Source organism: Chitinilyticum litopenaei DSM 21440 (genome assembly GCF_000428145.1).
GTDB classification, from domain to species: Bacteria; Pseudomonadota; Gammaproteobacteria; order Burkholderiales; family Chitinibacteraceae; genus Chitinilyticum; species Chitinilyticum litopenaei.
Map to the genome: position 1 here is coordinate 168,029 of NZ_KE386629.1, position 16,936 is coordinate 184,964.

At 62.3% G+C, this 16,936-nt stretch carries 18 protein-coding genes; 11 read left to right on the forward strand and 7 right to left on the reverse strand.

The window, feature by feature from the left end:
* Positions 1-51 precede the first annotated feature (51 nt).
* The 5 genes from C515_RS0117155 to rstA form a co-directional block, all read right to left on the reverse strand.
* On the reverse strand, positions 52-1,308 hold the full coding sequence (locus C515_RS0117155) for a glutamate-5-semialdehyde dehydrogenase (RefSeq protein WP_028456501.1): 1,257 nt from the start codon (positions 1,306-1,308) through the stop codon (positions 52-54).
* Between the two features lie 127 nt (positions 1,309-1,435).
* Entirely contained in the window at positions 1,436-2,311 is an 876-nt protein-coding gene (locus tag C515_RS21770; protein ID WP_081687037.1) for a trypsin-like serine peptidase, read from the reverse strand.
* 70 nt (positions 2,312-2,381) lie between these two features.
* Positions 2,382-2,828 carry a hypothetical protein gene (locus C515_RS24145; protein WP_051305060.1) on the reverse strand — a complete coding sequence of 149 codons (447 nt, stop codon included), beginning with the start codon at positions 2,826-2,828 and terminating at the stop codon, positions 2,382-2,384.
* A gap of 118 nt (positions 2,829-2,946) precedes the next feature.
* On the reverse strand, positions 2,947-4,254 hold the full coding sequence (locus C515_RS0117170; protein ID WP_028456502.1) for an ATP-binding protein: 1,308 nt from the start codon (positions 4,252-4,254) through the stop codon (positions 2,947-2,949).
* 76 nt (positions 4,255-4,330) lie between these two features.
* On the reverse strand, positions 4,331-5,056 hold the full coding sequence (gene rstA, locus C515_RS0117175; RefSeq protein ID WP_028456503.1) for a two-component system response regulator RstA: 726 nt from the start codon (positions 5,054-5,056) through the stop codon (positions 4,331-4,333).
* Between rstA and C515_RS0117180 the strand changes: the two genes are divergently transcribed.
* Positions 5,055-5,276: a hypothetical protein gene (locus C515_RS0117180; protein ID WP_028456504.1), complete on the forward strand. Its 222-nt coding sequence runs from the start codon at positions 5,055-5,057 to the stop codon at positions 5,274-5,276. The genes rstA and C515_RS0117180 overlap by 2 nt on opposite strands.
* A gap of 267 nt (positions 5,277-5,543) precedes the next feature.
* Here the strand turns inward: C515_RS0117180 and C515_RS0117185 are convergent, their stop codons facing one another.
* On the reverse strand, positions 5,544-6,470 hold the full coding sequence (locus tag C515_RS0117185) for a LysR family transcriptional regulator (RefSeq protein WP_028456505.1): 927 nt from the start codon (positions 6,468-6,470) through the stop codon (positions 5,544-5,546).
* Positions 6,471-6,707: 237 nt separating this feature from the next.
* Between C515_RS0117185 and gshA the strand changes: the two genes are divergently transcribed.
* The 7 genes from gshA (at position 6,708) to ptsP (ending at position 13,409) form a co-directional block, all read left to right on the forward strand.
* On the forward strand, positions 6,708-7,985 hold the full coding sequence (gene gshA, locus C515_RS0117190) for a glutamate--cysteine ligase (RefSeq protein WP_028456506.1): 1,278 nt from the start codon (positions 6,708-6,710) through the stop codon (positions 7,983-7,985).
* The gene (locus tag C515_RS0117195) at positions 7,982-8,314 is read left to right on the forward strand and encodes a DMT family transporter (protein WP_245575057.1); all 333 of its coding nucleotides are present in this window, start codon (positions 7,982-7,984) and stop codon (positions 8,312-8,314) included. Before gshA ends, C515_RS0117195 begins: the two co-directional genes overlap by 4 nt.
* Before the next feature lie 181 nt (positions 8,315-8,495).
* Positions 8,496-9,470: a glutathione synthase gene (gene gshB / locus C515_RS21780; RefSeq protein WP_043650232.1), complete on the forward strand. Its 975-nt coding sequence runs from the start codon at positions 8,496-8,498 to the stop codon at positions 9,468-9,470.
* The gene (locus C515_RS0117205; RefSeq protein ID WP_028456508.1) at positions 9,461-10,489 is read left to right on the forward strand and encodes an FAD:protein FMN transferase; all 1,029 of its coding nucleotides are present in this window, start codon (positions 9,461-9,463) and stop codon (positions 10,487-10,489) included. The genes gshB and C515_RS0117205 overlap by 10 nt, the downstream gene beginning before the upstream one ends.
* Positions 10,490-10,763: 274 nt before the next feature.
* Entirely contained in the window at positions 10,764-11,165 is a 402-nt protein-coding gene (locus C515_RS0117210) for a PTS sugar transporter subunit IIA (protein WP_028456509.1), read from the forward strand.
* A 17-nt stretch (positions 11,166-11,182) separates the two neighbouring features.
* A complete protein-coding gene (locus C515_RS0117215) occupies positions 11,183-11,455 on the forward strand; it encodes an HPr family phosphocarrier protein (protein WP_028456510.1) in 273 nt (90 codons plus the stop codon).
* Between the two features lie 226 nt (positions 11,456-11,681).
* Positions 11,682-13,409 carry a phosphoenolpyruvate--protein phosphotransferase gene (gene ptsP / locus C515_RS0117220; RefSeq protein ID WP_028456511.1) on the forward strand — a complete coding sequence of 576 codons (1,728 nt, stop codon included), beginning with the start codon at positions 11,682-11,684 and terminating at the stop codon, positions 13,407-13,409.
* An 81-nt stretch (positions 13,410-13,490) separates the two neighbouring features.
* On the opposite strand, the gene C515_RS24150 is transcribed toward ptsP, so the two are convergent.
* A complete protein-coding gene (locus C515_RS24150) occupies positions 13,491-14,033 on the reverse strand; it encodes a hypothetical protein (protein WP_158380865.1) in 543 nt (180 codons plus the stop codon).
* 15 nt (positions 14,034-14,048) lie between these two features.
* Here C515_RS24150 and C515_RS24155 point away from each other — a divergent pair, with 15 nt between their 5' ends.
* From C515_RS24155 to C515_RS0117235, 3 genes are read left to right on the forward strand one after another with little or no spacing between them, the layout of a single operon-like run.
* Entirely contained in the window at positions 14,049-15,101 is a 1,053-nt protein-coding gene (locus C515_RS24155) for a GGDEF domain-containing protein (protein WP_158380866.1), read from the forward strand.
* Positions 15,098-16,207, forward strand: coding sequence for a tetratricopeptide repeat protein (locus tag C515_RS0117230; RefSeq protein WP_144290526.1), 1,110 nt, complete (start codon positions 15,098-15,100; stop codon positions 16,205-16,207). The genes C515_RS24155 and C515_RS0117230 overlap by 4 nt, the downstream gene beginning before the upstream one ends.
* 43 nt (positions 16,208-16,250) lie before the next feature.
* The gene (locus C515_RS0117235; protein ID WP_028456514.1) at positions 16,251-16,916 is read left to right on the forward strand and encodes a class I SAM-dependent methyltransferase; all 666 of its coding nucleotides are present in this window, start codon (positions 16,251-16,253) and stop codon (positions 16,914-16,916) included.
* Positions 16,917-16,936: the final 20 nt, after the last annotated feature.

Consider the following 16,936-nt stretch of genomic DNA (forward strand, 5'->3'; position numbering starts at 1 on the left):
ATGGCCGGGGTGCTGGCATTTCCGCCCCCGGCCGGCCCCGCTGTGCCGATTTCAGGCGCGGATTTCGCCGTCGCCCAGCACGATCCACTTTTCCGAGGTCAGCCCTTCGAGGCCAACCGGGCCGCGCGCGTGGATCTTGTCGGTGGAGATGCCGATTTCCGCGCCCAGGCCATATTCAAAGCCGTCGGCAAAGCGCGTCGAGGCATTGACCATCACCGAGGCTGAATCCACTTCGCGCAGGAACTGGCGCGCCTTGGTGTAGTTCTCGGTAATGATGGCATCGGTGTGATGGCTGCCCCACTGGTTGATGTGCGCAATGGCCTCGTCCAGATCGGCGACGACCTTCACCGCCAGAATCGGTGCCAGGTATTCGGTTGCCCAGTCTTCATCCGTTGCGGCGACAATGCCCGGCAGAATCGCACGGGTCTTGTCGCAGCCGCGCAGCTCCACCTGCTTGGCGGCGTAGACTTTCGCCAGCTCCGGCAGGATCAGCTCGGCGACGTTGTCGTTCACCAGCAGCGTTTCCATGGTGTTGCAGGTGCCGTAGCGATGCGTCTTGGCGTTGTCCGCGATGCGGATGGCCTTCTCCGGGTCGGCTTCGTCATCGATGTACACGTGACAGATGCCATCCAGATGCTTGATCACCGGTACGCGTGCATCGCGGCTGATGCGCTCGATCAGGCCCTTGCCGCCGCGCGGCACGATGACGTCGACAAATTCGCTCATGGTGATCAGCTCACCCACGGCCGCGCGGTCGGGCGTTTCGATGATCTGCACTGCTGCTTCCGGCAGGCCGGCCTTGCTCAACCCTTCCTTTACGCAGGCGGCAATGGCCTGGTTGCAGTGGAAGGCTTCACGGCCGCCGCGCAGGATGGTGGCGTTGCCGGATTTGATGCACAGGCCGGCGGCGTCGGCCGTCACGTTCGGGCGGGCTTCGTAGATGATGCCGATCACGCCCAGTGGTACGCGCATCTTGCCGACCTGGATGCCGGACGGGCGGTATTTGAAATCACCCATATTGCCGATCGGATCGGGCAGGGCCACCATCTCGCGCAGCCCCTGCGCCATGGTGGCGATGGTTTTTTCCGTCAGTTGCAGGCGGTCGAGCATGGCTGGCTCGAGCCCGTCGGCGCGGGCCTGCTCCATGTCCTGCAGGTTGGCGGCGAGCAGCCTGGCGGCGTCGCGTTCGATGGCGTCGGCAATGGCATTCAGTGCGGCGTTCTTGGCGCCGGTCGAGGCGCGGGCCATGGCGCGACTGGCGGCGCGGGCCTGGCGGCCGACTGCTTGCATGTAGGCTTGGATATCCATGACGGTGATTCCCGGCAATCAATCAGAATCGGTCATTGTAATCCGAAGCGCGGCCGGACTTGTATCGTGCGGACAGACTGTCACAAAGCGCGCCGGTGACCGGTCGCCGCGCCCTGGGGCTTGATGCTTACTGCGGTGGCTTGGGGAGCTGCAGGACGGTCACCGCAACATTATCGGCGAGGCCGCGGTTGAACCAGTCTGGCGCCGAGCTTTGCACGGCAATCAGCCGTGGACCCTCGGCCGTCTCGACAAACAGCGGCGATCCCGAGTCGCCGGCCAGCGTGTCGCACTGGTGAAAGAGCGTGCGATTTTCGCGCAGCTCGGTAATGCGGCAGTGGCGGTGGCTGGTCAATTGCGTGTCATGGTCTTCGGCATAACCGGCCTGCGTAATGCGCTGCGCGGTTGCCTTTAGTGTTCTTTTAAGGGTATCCATGTTTTTGCCCATTATGGGCAAGGGTTCTGGAGCTATACCCTCTGCTTTTTCCAGTTTTAGCCAGGCAATGTCGTAAGCGGCCGCTTCCGGCTCGATATAGACATCGTCCCCCTGATAGCGCAGGCCACGGCGAAAGCGCGGTGGAAAGACCTGCTCCAGCACGCGGTAACGGGCCTGATACTTGCCCCGGTGATAGCCCGCGTAAAACCAGCGGCCCGGGTCGAGGCGATCGGCCTCCATCAGAAAGCAGTGGGCGGCCGTCACGGCCAGGTTTTCGCCAACCAGCGTGGCCGTGCACGTGCTGCCCGCTGCCGTTTCCAGGCGACCGATGGCGGCGTAAGGCTGCGGATAAGGCGCGGCGATGAACTGGCGGTCATCCCTGCCAAAGAACAAGGCCAGTCGCTGGCGAGCGACATCATCGGCAACCGCCGGTGTTGGTGCGGGGCTGGGGTGCGCAGGGGCTACGACAGGCGGTCGAGGTGGATGGGCCTGGTCGCGGCACCACAGCAGCCCGAGAAACAGGCCCGCGGCGGCAGCGATGGCTAGAAAAACTGGCAGATGGCGGAGCATGGCGATTCCGGAATGCAAAAACGGGACCGAAGTCCCGTTTTTGATGGTACAGCAGAGCAGGCCGGCCGGATTACTTGGCAGCGGAAGCCTTGGAAGCTACGGAAGCGGCGGAAGCCTTCTTGGCCTGAGCCTTCTGGGCAGCGGAAGCCTTGGATGCTACGGAAGCGGCGGAAGCCTTCTTGGCTTGAGCCTTCTGGGCAGCGGATGCCTTGGATGCTACGGAAGCGGCGGAAGCCTTCTTGGCCTGAGCCTTCTGGGCGGCGGATGCCTTGGATGCTACGGAAGCGGCGGAAGCCTTCTTGGCTTGAGCCTTCTGGGCAGCGGAAGCCTTGGAAGCTGCGGAAGCGGCAGAAGCCTTCTTGGCCTGGGCCTTTTGTGCAGCCGAAGCCTTGGAGGCAACGGAAGCCTTCTTGGCGGTCTTTTCAGCCTTGACGACGGCGGAAGCGCTGGAAGCGGTAGCGGCGTGGGCGCCAACGGTTACGAACAGGGCAGCAACGAGAACGGACAGCAGCTTCATGAATTAACTCCGATAAACGGTTGGGTCTTGGACGGAGCGGATTATGGTCTTGCTGATGGGAGCCTACTGTCGTGCTTGCGTAGCGAGTCGTAACTGAATGTAGTGGAAAGACGTAGTATCAGTCGCCCTCACTACCATCCACCAGGGGTGTCGGCCAGGCCAGCGTGATGCGCGCGCCACCCAGCGGCGAGGTTTCGATGCGGATTTCGCCATTGTGGCCACGCATGATCATGGCCACGATGGAAAGCCCCAGGCCAAAGCCGCCGGTGGCGAGATTGCGGCTGTTTTCGAGGCGCTCAAAGGGTTGCAGCAGGCGTTCGCGGGCATGGTCGGGGATGCCGGGGCCATTGTCATCCACATGAATCTGCGCCACCCCTTCGACCCATTCCAGGGTCACGGCGATGTTGTCGCCGCCGTAGCGCTGGGCATTGGACAGCAGATTGGTCACCGCGCGCCCCAGGTAATAGCTGTCATATTCCAGTAGTGGCGTCGCCAGCCCGGTCAGATTGTCGAGCACCGGCTGCGGATTGTGCTGCTGGGCAAATTCGCTGCACAACAGCCCGAGCTGGGCCAGGATGTCCTGCAAGGACAGGTTCAGCCGCAGCTGCGCGCGGTCCAGCGTGGACATGGTCAGCCATTCTTCGAGCAGCCGGTCGATCTGGCCCAGGTCGCGCTCGATGGCGCTGGCCTGGGCATCCAGCCCGGCGCCGGCTTTCAGTGCTTCCAGGCGGTAGCGGATGCGCGACAGCGGCGTGCGCAGGTCGTGCGAGACGGCGTCGAGCATGGCGCGCCGCGAGGCGGTCAGCGTCTGGATGTCATTGGCCATGCGGTTGAAGGTCAGCCCCAGCGGCGCCAGCGCCGAGCTGTCGTCGAGCTTCACGCGCGAGGTGAAATCGCCACTGCCCAGCCGGCGGCTTTGCCGCACCAGTACCAGCACATCGCGCCAGAAGGGGCGCAGCCACAGCCAGGTGGGAATGCCCAGCGCCAGACACATCAGTCCCAGCGCCAGCCAGTCCACCCAGGACAGGCTGTCCATGCGCGACAGATAGGGAATCGGCCCCAGTACCACCATCAGTTCGGTCTGGTGGATGCGGTGGATGTAGAGCTCGCGGTCAGCCAGCAGAATGATGCCGCCGTTGAGCAGTACCTGCTTGTTCTCCGGCGACAGGCGATAGGTGTCGATGCTTTCGATCTCGACCGGCACCGGCAGCTTGCCGCGCAGCCGCGCTGCCTCGTCGTGCCAGATCGAGCGTGGCAGATCGCCCAGTTCTTCCTCGATGATGGTCACCGTGGTCTGGAAGATGTCGGTGAGGTAGCGCTGGTTGGTGCGTTCGAGCAGCTGCTTGTAGACGCCGCCGATCAGCGTGGCGGAAATCAGGAAGCAGACAACGACGGTGAGGTAGAAGCGCAGGAAGAGCTGGCGCATGGTGGCGATCCGGGTCTGGTGGCAAAACGGGGAGCAAGCAGGCTCCCCGTTCTTTTATGGGTGTGTGGGTATGGCCCTATTCTTGCCACCAGATATCGGTTGCGAACAGATACCCCTTGTGGCGTATCGTCTTGATCTTGCGCGGCTCGTTCGGGTCGTCGTCCAGTTTCTTGCGCAGGCGCGAGACCGCCACATCGATGCTGCGATCCAGCCCGTCGTATTCGATGCCGCGCAATTCCTTCAGCAGATGATCGCGCGAGAGGATGTCGCCGGCGTGGCTGGCCAGTTCCCACAAGAGGTCAAAGTCACCGGTCGACAGGCCCAGCGGTTCGCCATGGTAGGTGGCGGTACGGTTGCGGGCGTCGATCTGCAGCTTGCCAAAGTTCAGCGTGGTGCGCTCGCCGGCCGGGCTGCCGGCGGCCTGTGCGCCGACCGGTTGCGTGCTGGCGCTGCGCAGGTGGGCGCGGATGCGCGCCAGCAGCACCGAGGGCGGCGTGGTCTTGACCACATAATCGGTCGCGCCGATTTCGAAGCCGAGAATCTGGTTCATGTCGCTGTTGAGCGAGGTCAGCAGCACGATGGGCCCGCCCCAGAATTCGCGCAGTTCGCGGCACAGCGTCAGGCCATCCTTGCCTGGCAGCATGATGTCGAGCAGCAGCAGGTCGGGCGGATTGTCGCGCACGCTGTCAAGCAGCTGGCTGCCATCGGCCTGGACATCGACGGTGAATTCAAAGGAGCGCAAAAAGCCGCTGATCAGTTCGGAAAGCTCGGGGTCGTCTTCAACAAACAGGATACGGGTCATGGTAGCTACCTTGTTGCGGGCTGGCAGGCGCTTGCAAAACGCCGGCGATCCGTTTTCCCGGCCTGGCCGGGGGCAAATGATGAACAAAACTACGGGTAATCGTGCGGCTGACGGCTTGGCTGTGATCGGGCTCCCGCGCTGGTTGGCGCCGGAGGGCAACCGTCTGCTGGCCATGCCGCTGGCCAAAGTCTCCGAAGTGTCGCATACCCGGGCGGGGTAAGGGTAGCGGCGCCGGGCACACAGGCTTGGTACGCTTAGGCAAGGCGGCGAATGTCTATTCCTTCAGGAAGCAAGATTTTCAGCGCCTGTGGCCCTGAAAACTGATGCCGGGGATGCCCGGCGGCACGATGCAGCCAGCATGCAGCAGGGAGGGGGGACATCTCCTCCTTACGCAGGCTGTATCCGCATCACGCTGTTGTTGTGGCGGATTTTTTGGGGGGTATTGACGTCTGGCGCATTGCCTAGATTGCTTGTGCGGCAATGCCTGTCAGGGTATGTAGGGCAGGGCGAGTTCCTGGCTGTTGCGGGCGCTGCCGGTGAAGGCGCGGCAGTCCTTGAGGAATTCGCGCATGCCGGCGGTCTGGAATTTCTGCCGGTGCCACAGGAAATGGAACTGCCGTGCCAGATCCAGCTCGGGCGTGGCCAGCGGCACCAGGCTGCCGCGCCGGAAAGCTTCGCGCAGCGCCAGTTGCGAGATGCAGCCGATGCCCAGCCCCGACTCGACGGCGCGCTTGATCGCCTCGGTGTGTTCCAGCTCCAGGCGGATGTTCAGTTGCGAGAGGTGGTGGCGCATGGCCTGGTTGAAGGTGTCGCGCGTGCCGGAGCCGGGCTCGCGCACGATCCAGGCCTCGCGCAGCAGCTCGTCGATGCTGGCGCTGCCCTTGGCGGCGAGCGGATGGTCGGGCCCGCAGAACACCACCAGCTCGTCGCTGATCCACGGCTGCACTTCCAGCTCGGGATGCTGGCAGTCGCCCTCGATCAGCCCCAGGTCCAGCTCGAAACGCGCGACCTGCTGCACGATGGTGGCGGTATTGTGCACCGACAGGCGCACATGGCTGGCCGGGTGGCGTTGCATGTAATTGCCGATCAGCAGCGTCGCGAGGTAGTTGCCGATGGTCAGCGTCGCGCCGATCGCCAGCGCGCCGCAAGCCTCCTGCCCGACCAGGAGGGTCTCAATTTCGCCCGCCTGGTCAAGCAGCGCGGTGGCGCGCGGCTGCAGCTGCAGGCCCAGTTCATTGAGGCGCAGCGCCTTGCCGACGCGGTCGAACAGCTGGCACTGGTACTGCCTTTCCAGCTCGCCCAGCGCCGTGCTGGTCGCCGATTGCGACAGTCCCAGGTCTTCGGCGGCGCGCGAGACGCTGCCGCGCCGGGCGACGGCGACGAAAACCTGTAACTGGCGCAGGGTGAATTTCATATCGGCTTATCCAGTGAAATCGAAAAAGTCATTCGATAATCTGGATATTCTAGCCCGAATCAATCCTCCGTCGCTGCACATCGGGCCGCTGCCGGCGGTAGGACGTGCCGGCGCAGCTGGAAAATGCCCGCGCCGGGAGCGAGTCTGGTGCCCGATGATTGCCACACCGTGGTGGGGGGATTGAATTTCCCGATAGCGACGCCATGTGTTCTCGATTGACCAAGCCCTGGAGCGTTCATGAGCGTGCCCCATCTGACCACGGCCCTGAAAGGCCCCCTGCTCGATCTGGAGCGCAAGATTCTGGCGGCGCAGCCGGAAATCGAACACTGGTTCCGCAACCAGTGGCAGGAGCACACGCCGCCGTTCTACGGCTCGGTCGACCTGCGCAACGCCGGCTACAAGCTCGCGCCGGTGGATATGAACCTGTTTCCGGGGGGCTTCAACAATCTGAACCCCGAGTTCCATCCGCTGGCCGTGCAGGCGGCGATGATGGCGCTGGAAGGCTACTGTCCGGACGCGCGGCGCATCCTGCTGATTCCCGAAAACCACACGCGCAATCTCTTTTACCTGCAGAACGTCGCCGCGCTGGCCAAGATCCTGCGCCAGGCCGGCATGGTCGTTCGTGTGGGCAGCCTGAACCCGGAAATCACCGCGCCGACCGAGCTGGAGCTGCCCGACGGTGGCCACCTGACGCTGGAGCCGGTGGTGCGCGAGGGCAGGCGGGTCGGCGTGGCGGGTTTCTCGCCCTGCGTGGTGCTGCTGAACAACGACCTCTCGGCCGGCATTCCCGACATCCTGCAGGGGCTGGAGCAGACGCTGTTGCCGCCGCTGCACGCCGGCTGGGCGGTGCGCCGCAAGACGACGCACTTTGCCGCCTATGACCGTGTCGTCGCCGAATTCGCCGAGCTGATCGGCATCGATCCCTGGGTGATCAATCCCTACTTCGAACACGTCGACGGGCTGGATTTCCATGCGCGCGAGGGCGAGGAAAAACTCGCCGCGACGGTGGACGGAATGATAGCCAAAATCCGCAGCAAATACGCCGAGCACGGCATCGATCAGGAGCCCTTTGTCATCGTCAAGGCCAATGCCGGCACTTACGGCATGGGTGTGATGAGCGTGAAGTCCGGCGCCGAGCTGGTGGGGCTCAACCGCAAGCAGCGCAACAAGATGTCGGTGGTGAAGGAAGGGCTGGAGGTGCGCGACGTGATCGTGCAGGAAGGCGTACCGACCTTCGAGAACATTCATGCCGCGGTCGCCGAGCCGGTCGTCTACATGCTCGACCGCTTCGTGATCGGTGGTTTCTACCGCGTGCACACCGGGCGTGGCGTCGACGAAAACCTCAACGCGCCGGGCATGCACTTCGTGCCGCTGGCCTTCGCCTCGCCCTTGACCACGCCCGATTGCGACGGCTCGCCCGATTGCGAGGCCAACCGCTTCTACGCCTACGGCGTCGTGGCGCGGCTGGCCTTGCTCGCCGGCGCGCTGGAGCTGGAAGAGGGCAGCGAGCCGTGAGCGTCACGCTGCAGGCCTGGCTGGCGCTGCTGGCGGCGGCCGTGTTCGAAATCGGCTGGCCGCTGGGCTTCAAGCTCTCGCAAACCACCGGCAACAAGCTGTTGTGGATTAGCGTGGCGATTGCCTGCATGAGCCTGAGTGGTGTGCTGCTGTGGCTGGCGCAGCGGCATATTCCGATCGGCACGGCCTATGCGGTGTGGACCGGCATTGGCGCTGCGGGCACCTTTGCGATCGGTGTGCTGTTCTTTGGCGACGCCGCGAGCGCCGGGCGCATGGCCGGGGCGGTGCTGATTGTCGCCGGCGTGGTCCTGCTGAAGGTTTCAGGGTAATGTCTTATGGGTATTGCTCTGTAGCCTTTTAATGGAAAAGGCTGCAGCCTGATACCCTTGTCTTGCTATTTGGCTTCGAGGTCGTTCCGCCTGACCGATGGCCAGCCTTTGCACCATGACGATGGTGACCGATTTGCGGCTCCTCACCGGGCTGCCCGAATGATTTGGAAGGAGCCGCATCATGCGCATTCTGTTTGTCGCCGACCCGCTGGCCGGCTTCAAGATCCACAAGGATTCGACCTACGCCATGTTGCGCGAGGCGGCCGCGCGCGGGCACGAGCTGCTGACGTGCGAGGCACGCGAGCTGGCGGTGCAGGACGGCGTCGTTACGGCGCAGGCGCATGCGCTGCGCTTCACCGCGACGCAGGAATACCAGCACTGGTTTGCATCCGGAGCGGCGCAAGCCGTGGCGCTGCGCGACATCGACGCGGTAATTATGCGCACCGACCCGCCATTCGACCAACAGTATTACTATGCGACACAGCTGTTCACGCTCGCCGAAATGCAGGGCGCGCGCGTGTTCAACAGCGGGCAGGCGCTGCGCGACTTCAATGAAAAACTGGCCATCCTGCGTTTTCCCGAATTCACCGCGCCGACGCTGGTCAGCCAGGACATGGCGCAAGTCCGCGAATTTGTGCGGGAGCAGGGTGACGTGATCGTCAAGCCGCTCGACGGCATGGGTGGCACGGGGATTTTCCGCGTGACGCCCGCCGACCCCAATCTGGGCAGCATCCTGGAAACGCTGAGCGACAATGGCCGGCGTACCATCATGGCGCAGCGCTATCTGCCGGCAATCAAGGACGGCGACAAGCGCGTACTGCTGATCAACGGCAAGCCGGTCGACTGGTGTCTGGCACGCATCCCGCAAGCGGGCGAGACGCGCGGCAATCTGGCCGCCGGTGGCACTGGCGTGGCCCGGCCCCTGTCCGTGCGCGACCGCGAGATCGCCGAGAGCCTGGGCCCGCGGCTGGCCGCGCAGGGCCTGTTGCTGGTGGGGCTCGACATCATCGGCGAACATCTGACCGAGGTGAATGTCACCAGCCCGACCTGCTTCCAGGAAATCAGCGCGCAATCCGGCATCGATGTTGCCGGGCTCTTCATCGATGCACTGGAGGCTGCCGTGCTAGAGGCAGTGCAAGAGACAAAATGCGCCTGATCGTTCTGGCCTGCCTGGCGCTCTTGCTGGCCGGCTGCGGCAAGCCGCAGGTCTACCAGCAGGAAAGCTATGTGTTCGGCACGCGGGTGCAGATCAGCATTTACGGCGATGACGAAGCGCAGGCGCACAAGCAGATCGCCGCCGTGCTCGGCGGGCTCGATCGCCTGCACGCGCGCCTGCACGCCTGGCAACCCTCGGAACTCACCCGGCTCAATGCGGCGATTGCCCGTGGCGAGGCCTATACGGTGGATGCCGAATTGCTGGGGCAGCTGCGTCTGGCGCAGGATATGGCCACGCGCAGCGACGGACTTTTCAACCCGGCGCTGGGGCAACTGGTCGCTGCCTGGGGATTTCACCGCGATGAATTCGCCCCACGGCGCCCCGATCCGCAAGCGCTGGCGCAATTGCTGGCGGCACGCCCCTCGCTCGATGACCTTGATCTGCGCGGCGAGCGTGTCAGCAGCCGCAACCCGGCGGTGGCGATCGATCTGGGCGGTTTCGCCAAAGGCTGGGCGCTGGACTGGGCTGCGCGGGAGTTGCGCCGGGCCGGTGTGCGCAACGCGCTGCTGAATTTTGGCGGCAATGTGCTGGCGCTGGGTCGCAAGGGCAGCGAGCCCTGGCGGGTGGGCATCCAGCACCCGCGCGAGCCTTCCGCCATGGCGAGCGTGGCGCTGGCCGATGGCGAGGCGATTGCCACATCGGGCGATTACCAGCGTTTTTTCGAGCTGGACGGCCAGCGCTATTCGCATCTGATCGACCCGCGGCTCGGCGAGCCGGCGCGCGGCATGATGGCGGTGACAGTGATTGCGCCGGCGTCAGTGCAGGCCGGCGTCATTTCCGACGTGCTGGGCAAGCCGCTGTTTATCGGCGGCACGGCCACCGCCGCGTTTTATGCCCGGCGCTTTGGCGTGACGGATTATCTCTTGCTCGATGCGCGGGGTGATGCGCATTTGTCGGCAGGCATGAGCAAGCGGATTCACTGGCTGAACAAGCCGGAGCGGCTTGCTAATTTGTCGTGATTGAACATGTCCGGCAGGTGTGTTTTTTCCACCTCTGGACTTGTGGTTTGTCATCATATTGCCGGCAAATGACGATATGATGATTGTGCTTTGTTGACTCCGGTTTTGCGGCCGCTGCAGGCGATTCATTGCGTGGCTGGCGTTTTGGCTGACACGCAATCAAATTCTGCAGTCTGCCGCGCGCTTCGCATCGGGCCTGGTCCGGTATGAATGCAATCCTCGAAATCGTATGTCCACCAAGCCGAACAATTGGCTAACGCCGGAAGGGAAGGGAATGGTTGGAATCATTATCGTGACTCATTATGCACTGGGAGAAGCGCTGATTACCTGCGCCCAGCACATCATGGGACGGCCATTGCCACAGTTGAAACAGCTCGCCGTGAGCAAGGCCGACGATCCGGACGAGATCGTCAGCCGTGCGCAGGCATTGATCACCGAGCTGGATGATGGCAGCGGCGTATTGCTGCTGACCGATATTTTCGGCGGTACGCCGTCCAATGTGGCCAACCGCCTGATCGTGCCGGGGCGTGTCGAGTCGGTGGCTGGCGTGAATCTGCCCATGCTGGTGCGCGCGCTGACCTATGGGCATCAGCCGCTGGAAATTGTGGTCAGCAAGGCCTTGACGGGTGGTCTGGAGGGCGTGCTTTACATGCTGCCCCCGACGCCCCTGGAATAAGCACAGGAATTGATGTAATGCCGCAGCAGGAAGTCGAAATCATCAACAAGCTGGGTTTGCATGCCCGGGCATCAAGCAAATTTACCCAGCTGGCCAGCCAGTTCCAGTGTGAAGTCTGGATCAGCCGCAACCAGAAGCGGGTGAATGCCAAATCCATCATGGGGGTCATGATGCTCGCCGCCGGCAAGGGCAGCCGCATCCTGATCGAAACATTCAATGGCCCGGACGAGAATGCCGCGCTGGAGGCATTGACGGGACTGGTGGCCGACCGCTTCGGCGAAGGCGAATGACAGGGTGATTGAAATGGCCGGTATCTCCACCGGCAGCAAGCGCCGGCTTGTCTTCGGCGCAGGCAGCGCCCTGTAAACGTAACGGTTGTATTGGCTATTCATGCGTTTTTCCCGGTTTTGCCGTGAAAACGGGGCGCAGGCTGTTGCAGCAGCCTGAACAGGCCCTCACGAATTGGTGCATAGTCCGGGCAGCAGATCCGGCGTGCCGCGCAGGAGGAGAAGGGGTATGAGTATTACCTTGCATGGAATCGGAATCGGGGGGGGCATAGCCATCGGGCGCGCCCATCTGGTGACGCATGCCGACATCGAGGTTGTGCATTACCAGCTGACGCCGGAGGAGGTTCCGCGCGAGCAGGCCCGCTTCGATGAGGCCATCCGCACGACCCGCAAGGACATGGAAACGCTGTGGGGCAGCATTCCGGAAAATGCGCCGGCAGAACTGGGCGCCTTCCTGTCGCTGCACATCATGCTGCTCAACGACCATACGCTGTCGCGCGAGCCGCGCCAGATCATCGAAACCCAGCGCTGCAATGCCGAGTGGGCGCTCAGTCAGCAGCTGGAAATCCTGCTCGCCCAGTTCGACGAGATCGAGGAAGAATACCTGCGCGAGCGTCGCTCGGATGTCGAGCAGGTGGCGCAGCGCATTTTCAAGGCGCTGGCCGGTTACGATGCATCCAGCCACACCCCGGTTTCGGCGGGTGAAAACACCATTCTGGTCGCACACGACCTCAGCCCGGCCGATATGGTGTTGTTCAAGGATACGGCCTATCTGGCTTTCATTACCGATGTTGGCGGCCCGACCTCCCACACCGCCATCCTGGCGCGCAGCCTGGATTTGCCCTCTGTGCTGGCACTGCGCCATGCCCGCGAGCTGATTGACGAGGATGAGCTGATCATCGTCGACGGCATCCATGGCGTGGTGATTGTCGATCCGGACGAAAGCATCCTTGCCGAATACCGTGCCCGCCAGCAGGACTGGCAGGTCAAGCAACTGGCGCTGCAGGATATCCGCAGCCGCCCGGCCATCACGGCAGACGGGGTTGATGTCGAGCTGTTCGCCAATATCGAGCTGCCGGAAGACTGCGAGCTGTCGCTGCAAAATGGTGCGGCTGGCGTGGGGCTGTTCCGTTCGGAATTCCTGTTCCTGCGTGAAGACGATCTTCCCACCGAAGAAGAGCAGTATCAGGCCTATCGTCAGGTGGCCGAAGCCATGCAGGGGCAGCCGGTCATCATTCGCACGCTGGATCTTGGCAAGGACAAGATTCCGAAATGGCAGGAAGAAAGCGATGCCCCCAATCCGGCGCTCGGCCTGACGGGCATTCGGCTGTGCATGGCCGAGCCGCAGCTGTTTCGTACCCAGCTGCGCGCCTTGCTGCGTGCTTCGGCGCACGGCAAGATCAAGCTGCTGTTGCCCATGCTGTCACACATCGCCGAAGTCAGACAGACTCGCCGCCACCTGGAAGAGGTCAAAACCCAGCTGCGTGAAGAAGGGCTGCCCTTTGATGAGCAGATCGAGCTTGGCGGCATGATCGAGGTGCCCGCTGCCGCAGTGGCCGTCGCGCATTTCCTTGAGCATCTCGATTTCATTTCGATCGGCACGAATGACCTGATTCAGTATTCGCTGGCCGTGGATCGCAACGACGACGCGGTGTCACATCTTTACGATCCCTTGCACCCGGCCGTCATGCAATTGCTGCGGCATATCATTTCAACGGCTGATCGTGTGGGCAAGCCGGTTTCCATGTGCGGCGAAATGGCCGGGGACCCGCAGCTGACCCGACTGTTGCTGGGGCTGGGCCTCAGGCGTTTTTCGATGCTGCCCATCCAGTTGCTGAAGGTTAAGCAGCAATTGCTGGGTGCCGACCTGCAGCATCAGCAGGCCGTGATAGGCCAGATGCTGGAAGCTTCCGACCCTGATGTGTTGCGTGAGCTTCTGCGGCAGCTCAATCAATAGTCCGGGTTTTATCCGGCCGCAACAATCGCAGTGGCATACACTGCCTGTATCAGCACGCATATCCGAGCCATGAATACAGGATCAGATTACGCCGACATTGATGCGCTTCTTGCGAGAGCCCGCGAGATGTATGCGCTTGATTGTGCCGTCACGCTTGATGTGGCCAAAACTGCGGTGCAAAAGTCGCTCGACTGTGGCTATGTGGCGGGTGAAGCACAAGGCTTGCTCTGGTGGGGGCGCTCTCTGTGGATACTGGTCAGCCCCAAAGAGGCCTTGTCCCTGTTGCGCAAGGCTTTGCGTCTGGCGCGGCAGCTGGACGAGCCGAGGCTGCAGGCCGAATGTCATGACGCCCTGGCGAATTGCCAGCAGATGCTGGGCAATGCGCGCAAGGCATTTACTTCGTGGGCCGATAGTCTGGAGCTTGCGCTTGTCATTGATGCTGGCGATCTTTGCATCGAAGCCTTGAACGGTCTGGGTAATCTGTATGTCATTCACGACGATCATCAGACGGCATTTCACTATCACGCGCTGGCGGTTGAATTTGCCCCATTTGTCGATGACCCCGACATTCGTTGCAAGGCCTTTCTGCATCTGGCGGCAGACCTGATCAAATTGCAGCAGCATGAGCTGGCAATCGGCATGTTGCTGCGTGCGGAACAATCGCTGGTCTTGCCGCGTCGCCAAAACTGGCAGGCGGAAATTTATGCCTATCTGGGCAATATTGCTGCGAGCAAGGGCGATACCCGCGAGGCGGAACGACATCTGCTGGCGGCGCACCGGATCAATCTGGCGGCAGGATTGTTCTGGGGGCAGGCGGTCAATCTGCTGGGACTGGGCAAGCTCAAATTGCAGCTTGGCGAGCATGAGGCGGCAAACCATTTCTTGCTGCAGGGGGTCGAGCTCGCAGAGCGTTTCAATGCCGGAAACCTGCTGATGCAGATGCATGAGCAGTTGTATCAGTCCTATGAAGCCCTGGGCGATCATGCGCGTGCGGTCATGCATCACATCGGTTACCACACACACTTTCTGCAACTGGCGCAACAGGATTCCAGCCGGCAATTGCAGAGCCTCTCGGCGCGGCGCCTGCATCATATTGAAATGCGGCTCAAGCTGCTGGGCTCGGAAATGGAAATCAGCCAGTTGCGCAGGCAATCCGATGCCGGGCGCAAGCGACTCGCCTGGCTGGAAAGTGCGGCTTATCAGGATGGCTTGACTGGTGCCTACAATCGCCGGGTGATGGATGAACGCGTGCCGCAGCTGATTGCCCACGCTCAGCAATCGCTCTCGCCAATCAGTGCGCTGCTGCTCGATTTCGATCATTTCAAGCAGATCAACGATCAGCATTCTCATTTGCTTGGTGATCAGGTTCTGCAAATGGGTTGCAAGCTTTTTCTTGCCCAGTGTCGGGATGGTGACTTGCTGGTGCGTTTTGGCGGCGAGGAGTTCCTGCTTTTCCTGCCAGGCGTGGCCATCGAGGTGGCGAGCAAGATCGCGGAGCGCATCTGTACGGCATTGCCCAAACTGGACTGGGCAGCGTTGCAACCCGGCCTCGCGGTGACCGTCAGTATTGGCGTCGGGCAACTGCAGGCCGATGAAACGGTGGCTGACTGGCTGCAGCGCATTGATCAGGCCCTGTATGCCGCGAAACGCGGGGGCCGCAACCGTGTCTGCCTTGCCGGGGAGGCGCCATGATGACCTCCGCATTGCCCGAGGACATCGCCGGGCAAGTAGCAGCGCTGCTGGCAAATGAGCGCAAGCCCAGCCCGGAGTTGGCGCAGGAAGTCCGGCGCCTCATCCTGCGTGTGCGCCCTCAGCTGGACAAATCGACCCTGTTGCAGCTGCTGCAACTGCTGGCCCGGATTCACTACCATCTTTTTGACTACCAGCAAGCGCTGAAAAGCCTCGGGGATGCGGTCCGGCATGCCGGCAAGGAAGGCATGAGCACGGAAGTGCCTGCGCTGCTGCTGTTTGAAGGCCAGATTCATTATTCGGCCGGCGCTTATTTCCGGGCGCTCGAAGTGTGGCTGAAGGTGCTCGAGGAAGCCAGCGAGCTTGCCGATTACGAGCGCTGCGCCCAGGCCTATGTCGGGATTGGCAAGGTCTATTTTGTCTTTGATGATTTTCATAATGCCCGCAAATTTCACCTGCTGGCGCTGGAACTCGCCCAGTCCCTGGGTAATTACCCCCTGCTGTGTGAAATCGAGATCAACCTGTCGGCCGATTACTACCGCCTGCATGAGGGCGAGGCTGCGCATGAAGCCATCGCCTCGGCCATCAATCTGATGGCTCGTCATCGCATCGTGAATCCGGTCTGGGAGGGGGAAATCGCTGCTTATCAGGGGCTGCTGCTCTTTGAGGCCGGCGAGCTGGATCGCGCCGAGGCTTTTTTGCTGCGTGCCTTTGAAATCCATCACCGGCATGACAGCCATTGGGGGCAGGTTAACGATCTGCTTGCGCTGGGGCGCTTGTATCTGGCACGCGGTGAGAATGGCAAGGCCAGCGCCAGTCTGAAGCAGGCCGCCCAGTTGCAGGAGGCCGGCAATCTGGCGAGCCTGCAAATCCAGATTGAAGAGCTGCTGGCCGGCTTGCTGGTTGAAGAGGGTGATTATGCCGGGGCGCTGGCCCGCTACAAGAAACTGCAGGCCTTGCAAGCCGAGCAGTTCGCCAGGGATGGCACCAGTTTTCGCATCAGCAAGCGCAATCAGCAGCGCATCAAGCAGCTTGAATATCAGCTGCAGCTGAGCAAGATTCGTCTGCAGTCGCCTCCTGCAGCATGGCGGGACGCTACCGAAGTCTGATTCGGCTCAGTATACTCGGGCGCTTTGCCGTTCTGGACTAGCCATGAGCCGATCTACCCTGGCAATTACCGATCTGCTGGAAGACTACCTGCGCAGCAATACCCTGCGCGAATCGCCCATTCTGGCTGAATTGCGTGCGGAAACCGCGTCGCATCGTCTGGCCAAAATGCAGCTTGCCCCGGAGCAGGGCGCGTTGTTGACGCTGCTGCTGCGCCTGATCGGCGCGCGCCGTTATCTCGAAGTAGGTGTGTTCACAGGTTACAGCTCGCTGACAGCTGCACTCGCCATGGGCGAGGGCAGTCAGGTCGTGGCTTGTGACGCCAGCGAAGAATTCACGCGGATTGCCAGGGCCTACTGGCACAAGGCGGGGGTTGATGATCGTATCGAGTTGCGTTTGCAGGATGCCCTGAAGTCGCTGGACGCATTGCTGGCTGAGGGCTTGGCTGGTACGTTTGACTGTCTGTTCATTGATGCGGACAAGCCTGCCTATCCGGCTTATTACGAACGCGGCCTGCAACTGGTGCGCCAGGGCGGGTTGATCGTTCTCGACAATATGCTGCTTGGCGGCCGTGTCGTGAGTCCGGAGCCCGGCGAGCCGGCCGGCGTGCGTGTGGTGCGGCAGCTCAATCGCAACCTGCGTGATGACGAGCGCGTCGAGTGCTGCCTCTTGCCGGTGGGTGACGGGCTGACCTTGCTGGTGAAGCGATAACTGCAGCCCGTCGATGGTTG

Coding starts and splice junctions, on each gene's coding strand:
- C515_RS0117155 (WP_028456501.1), bottom strand. CDS start 1,308: ATGGATATCCAAGCCTACATGCAAGCAGTCGGCCGCCAGGCCCGCGCC.
- C515_RS21770 (WP_081687037.1), bottom strand. CDS start 2,311: ATGCTCCGCCATCTGCCAGTTTTTCTAGCCATCGCTGCCGCCGCGGGC.
- C515_RS24145 (WP_051305060.1), bottom strand. CDS start 2,828: ATGAAGCTGCTGTCCGTTCTCGTTGCTGCCCTGTTCGTAACCGTTGGC.
- C515_RS0117170 (WP_028456502.1), bottom strand. CDS start 4,254: ATGCGCCAGCTCTTCCTGCGCTTCTACCTCACCGTCGTTGTCTGCTTC.
- C515_RS0117180 (WP_028456504.1), top strand. CDS start 5,055: ATGGTAGCTACCTTGTTGCGGGCTGGCAGGCGCTTGCAAAACGCCGGC.
- rstA (WP_028456503.1), bottom strand. CDS start 5,056: ATGACCCGTATCCTGTTTGTTGAAGACGACCCCGAGCTTTCCGAACTG.
- C515_RS0117185 (WP_028456505.1), bottom strand. CDS start 6,470: ATGAAATTCACCCTGCGCCAGTTACAGGTTTTCGTCGCCGTCGCCCGG.
- gshA (WP_028456506.1), top strand. CDS start 6,708: ATGAGCGTGCCCCATCTGACCACGGCCCTGAAAGGCCCCCTGCTCGAT.
- gshB (WP_043650232.1), top strand. CDS start 8,496: ATGCGCATTCTGTTTGTCGCCGACCCGCTGGCCGGCTTCAAGATCCAC.
- C515_RS0117205 (WP_028456508.1), top strand. CDS start 9,461: ATGCGCCTGATCGTTCTGGCCTGCCTGGCGCTCTTGCTGGCCGGCTGC.
- C515_RS0117210 (WP_028456509.1), top strand. CDS start 10,764: ATGGTTGGAATCATTATCGTGACTCATTATGCACTGGGAGAAGCGCTG.
- C515_RS0117215 (WP_028456510.1), top strand. CDS start 11,183: ATGCCGCAGCAGGAAGTCGAAATCATCAACAAGCTGGGTTTGCATGCC.
- ptsP (WP_028456511.1), top strand. CDS start 11,682: ATGAGTATTACCTTGCATGGAATCGGAATCGGGGGGGGCATAGCCATC.
- C515_RS24150 (WP_158380865.1), bottom strand. CDS start 14,033: ATGCTGCTGCAATTTGATCAGGTCTGCCGCCAGATGCAGAAAGGCCTT.
- C515_RS24155 (WP_158380866.1), top strand. CDS start 14,049: ATGTTGCTGCGTGCGGAACAATCGCTGGTCTTGCCGCGTCGCCAAAAC.
- C515_RS0117230 (WP_144290526.1), top strand. CDS start 15,098: ATGATGACCTCCGCATTGCCCGAGGACATCGCCGGGCAAGTAGCAGCG.
- C515_RS0117235 (WP_028456514.1), top strand. CDS start 16,251: ATGAGCCGATCTACCCTGGCAATTACCGATCTGCTGGAAGACTACCTG.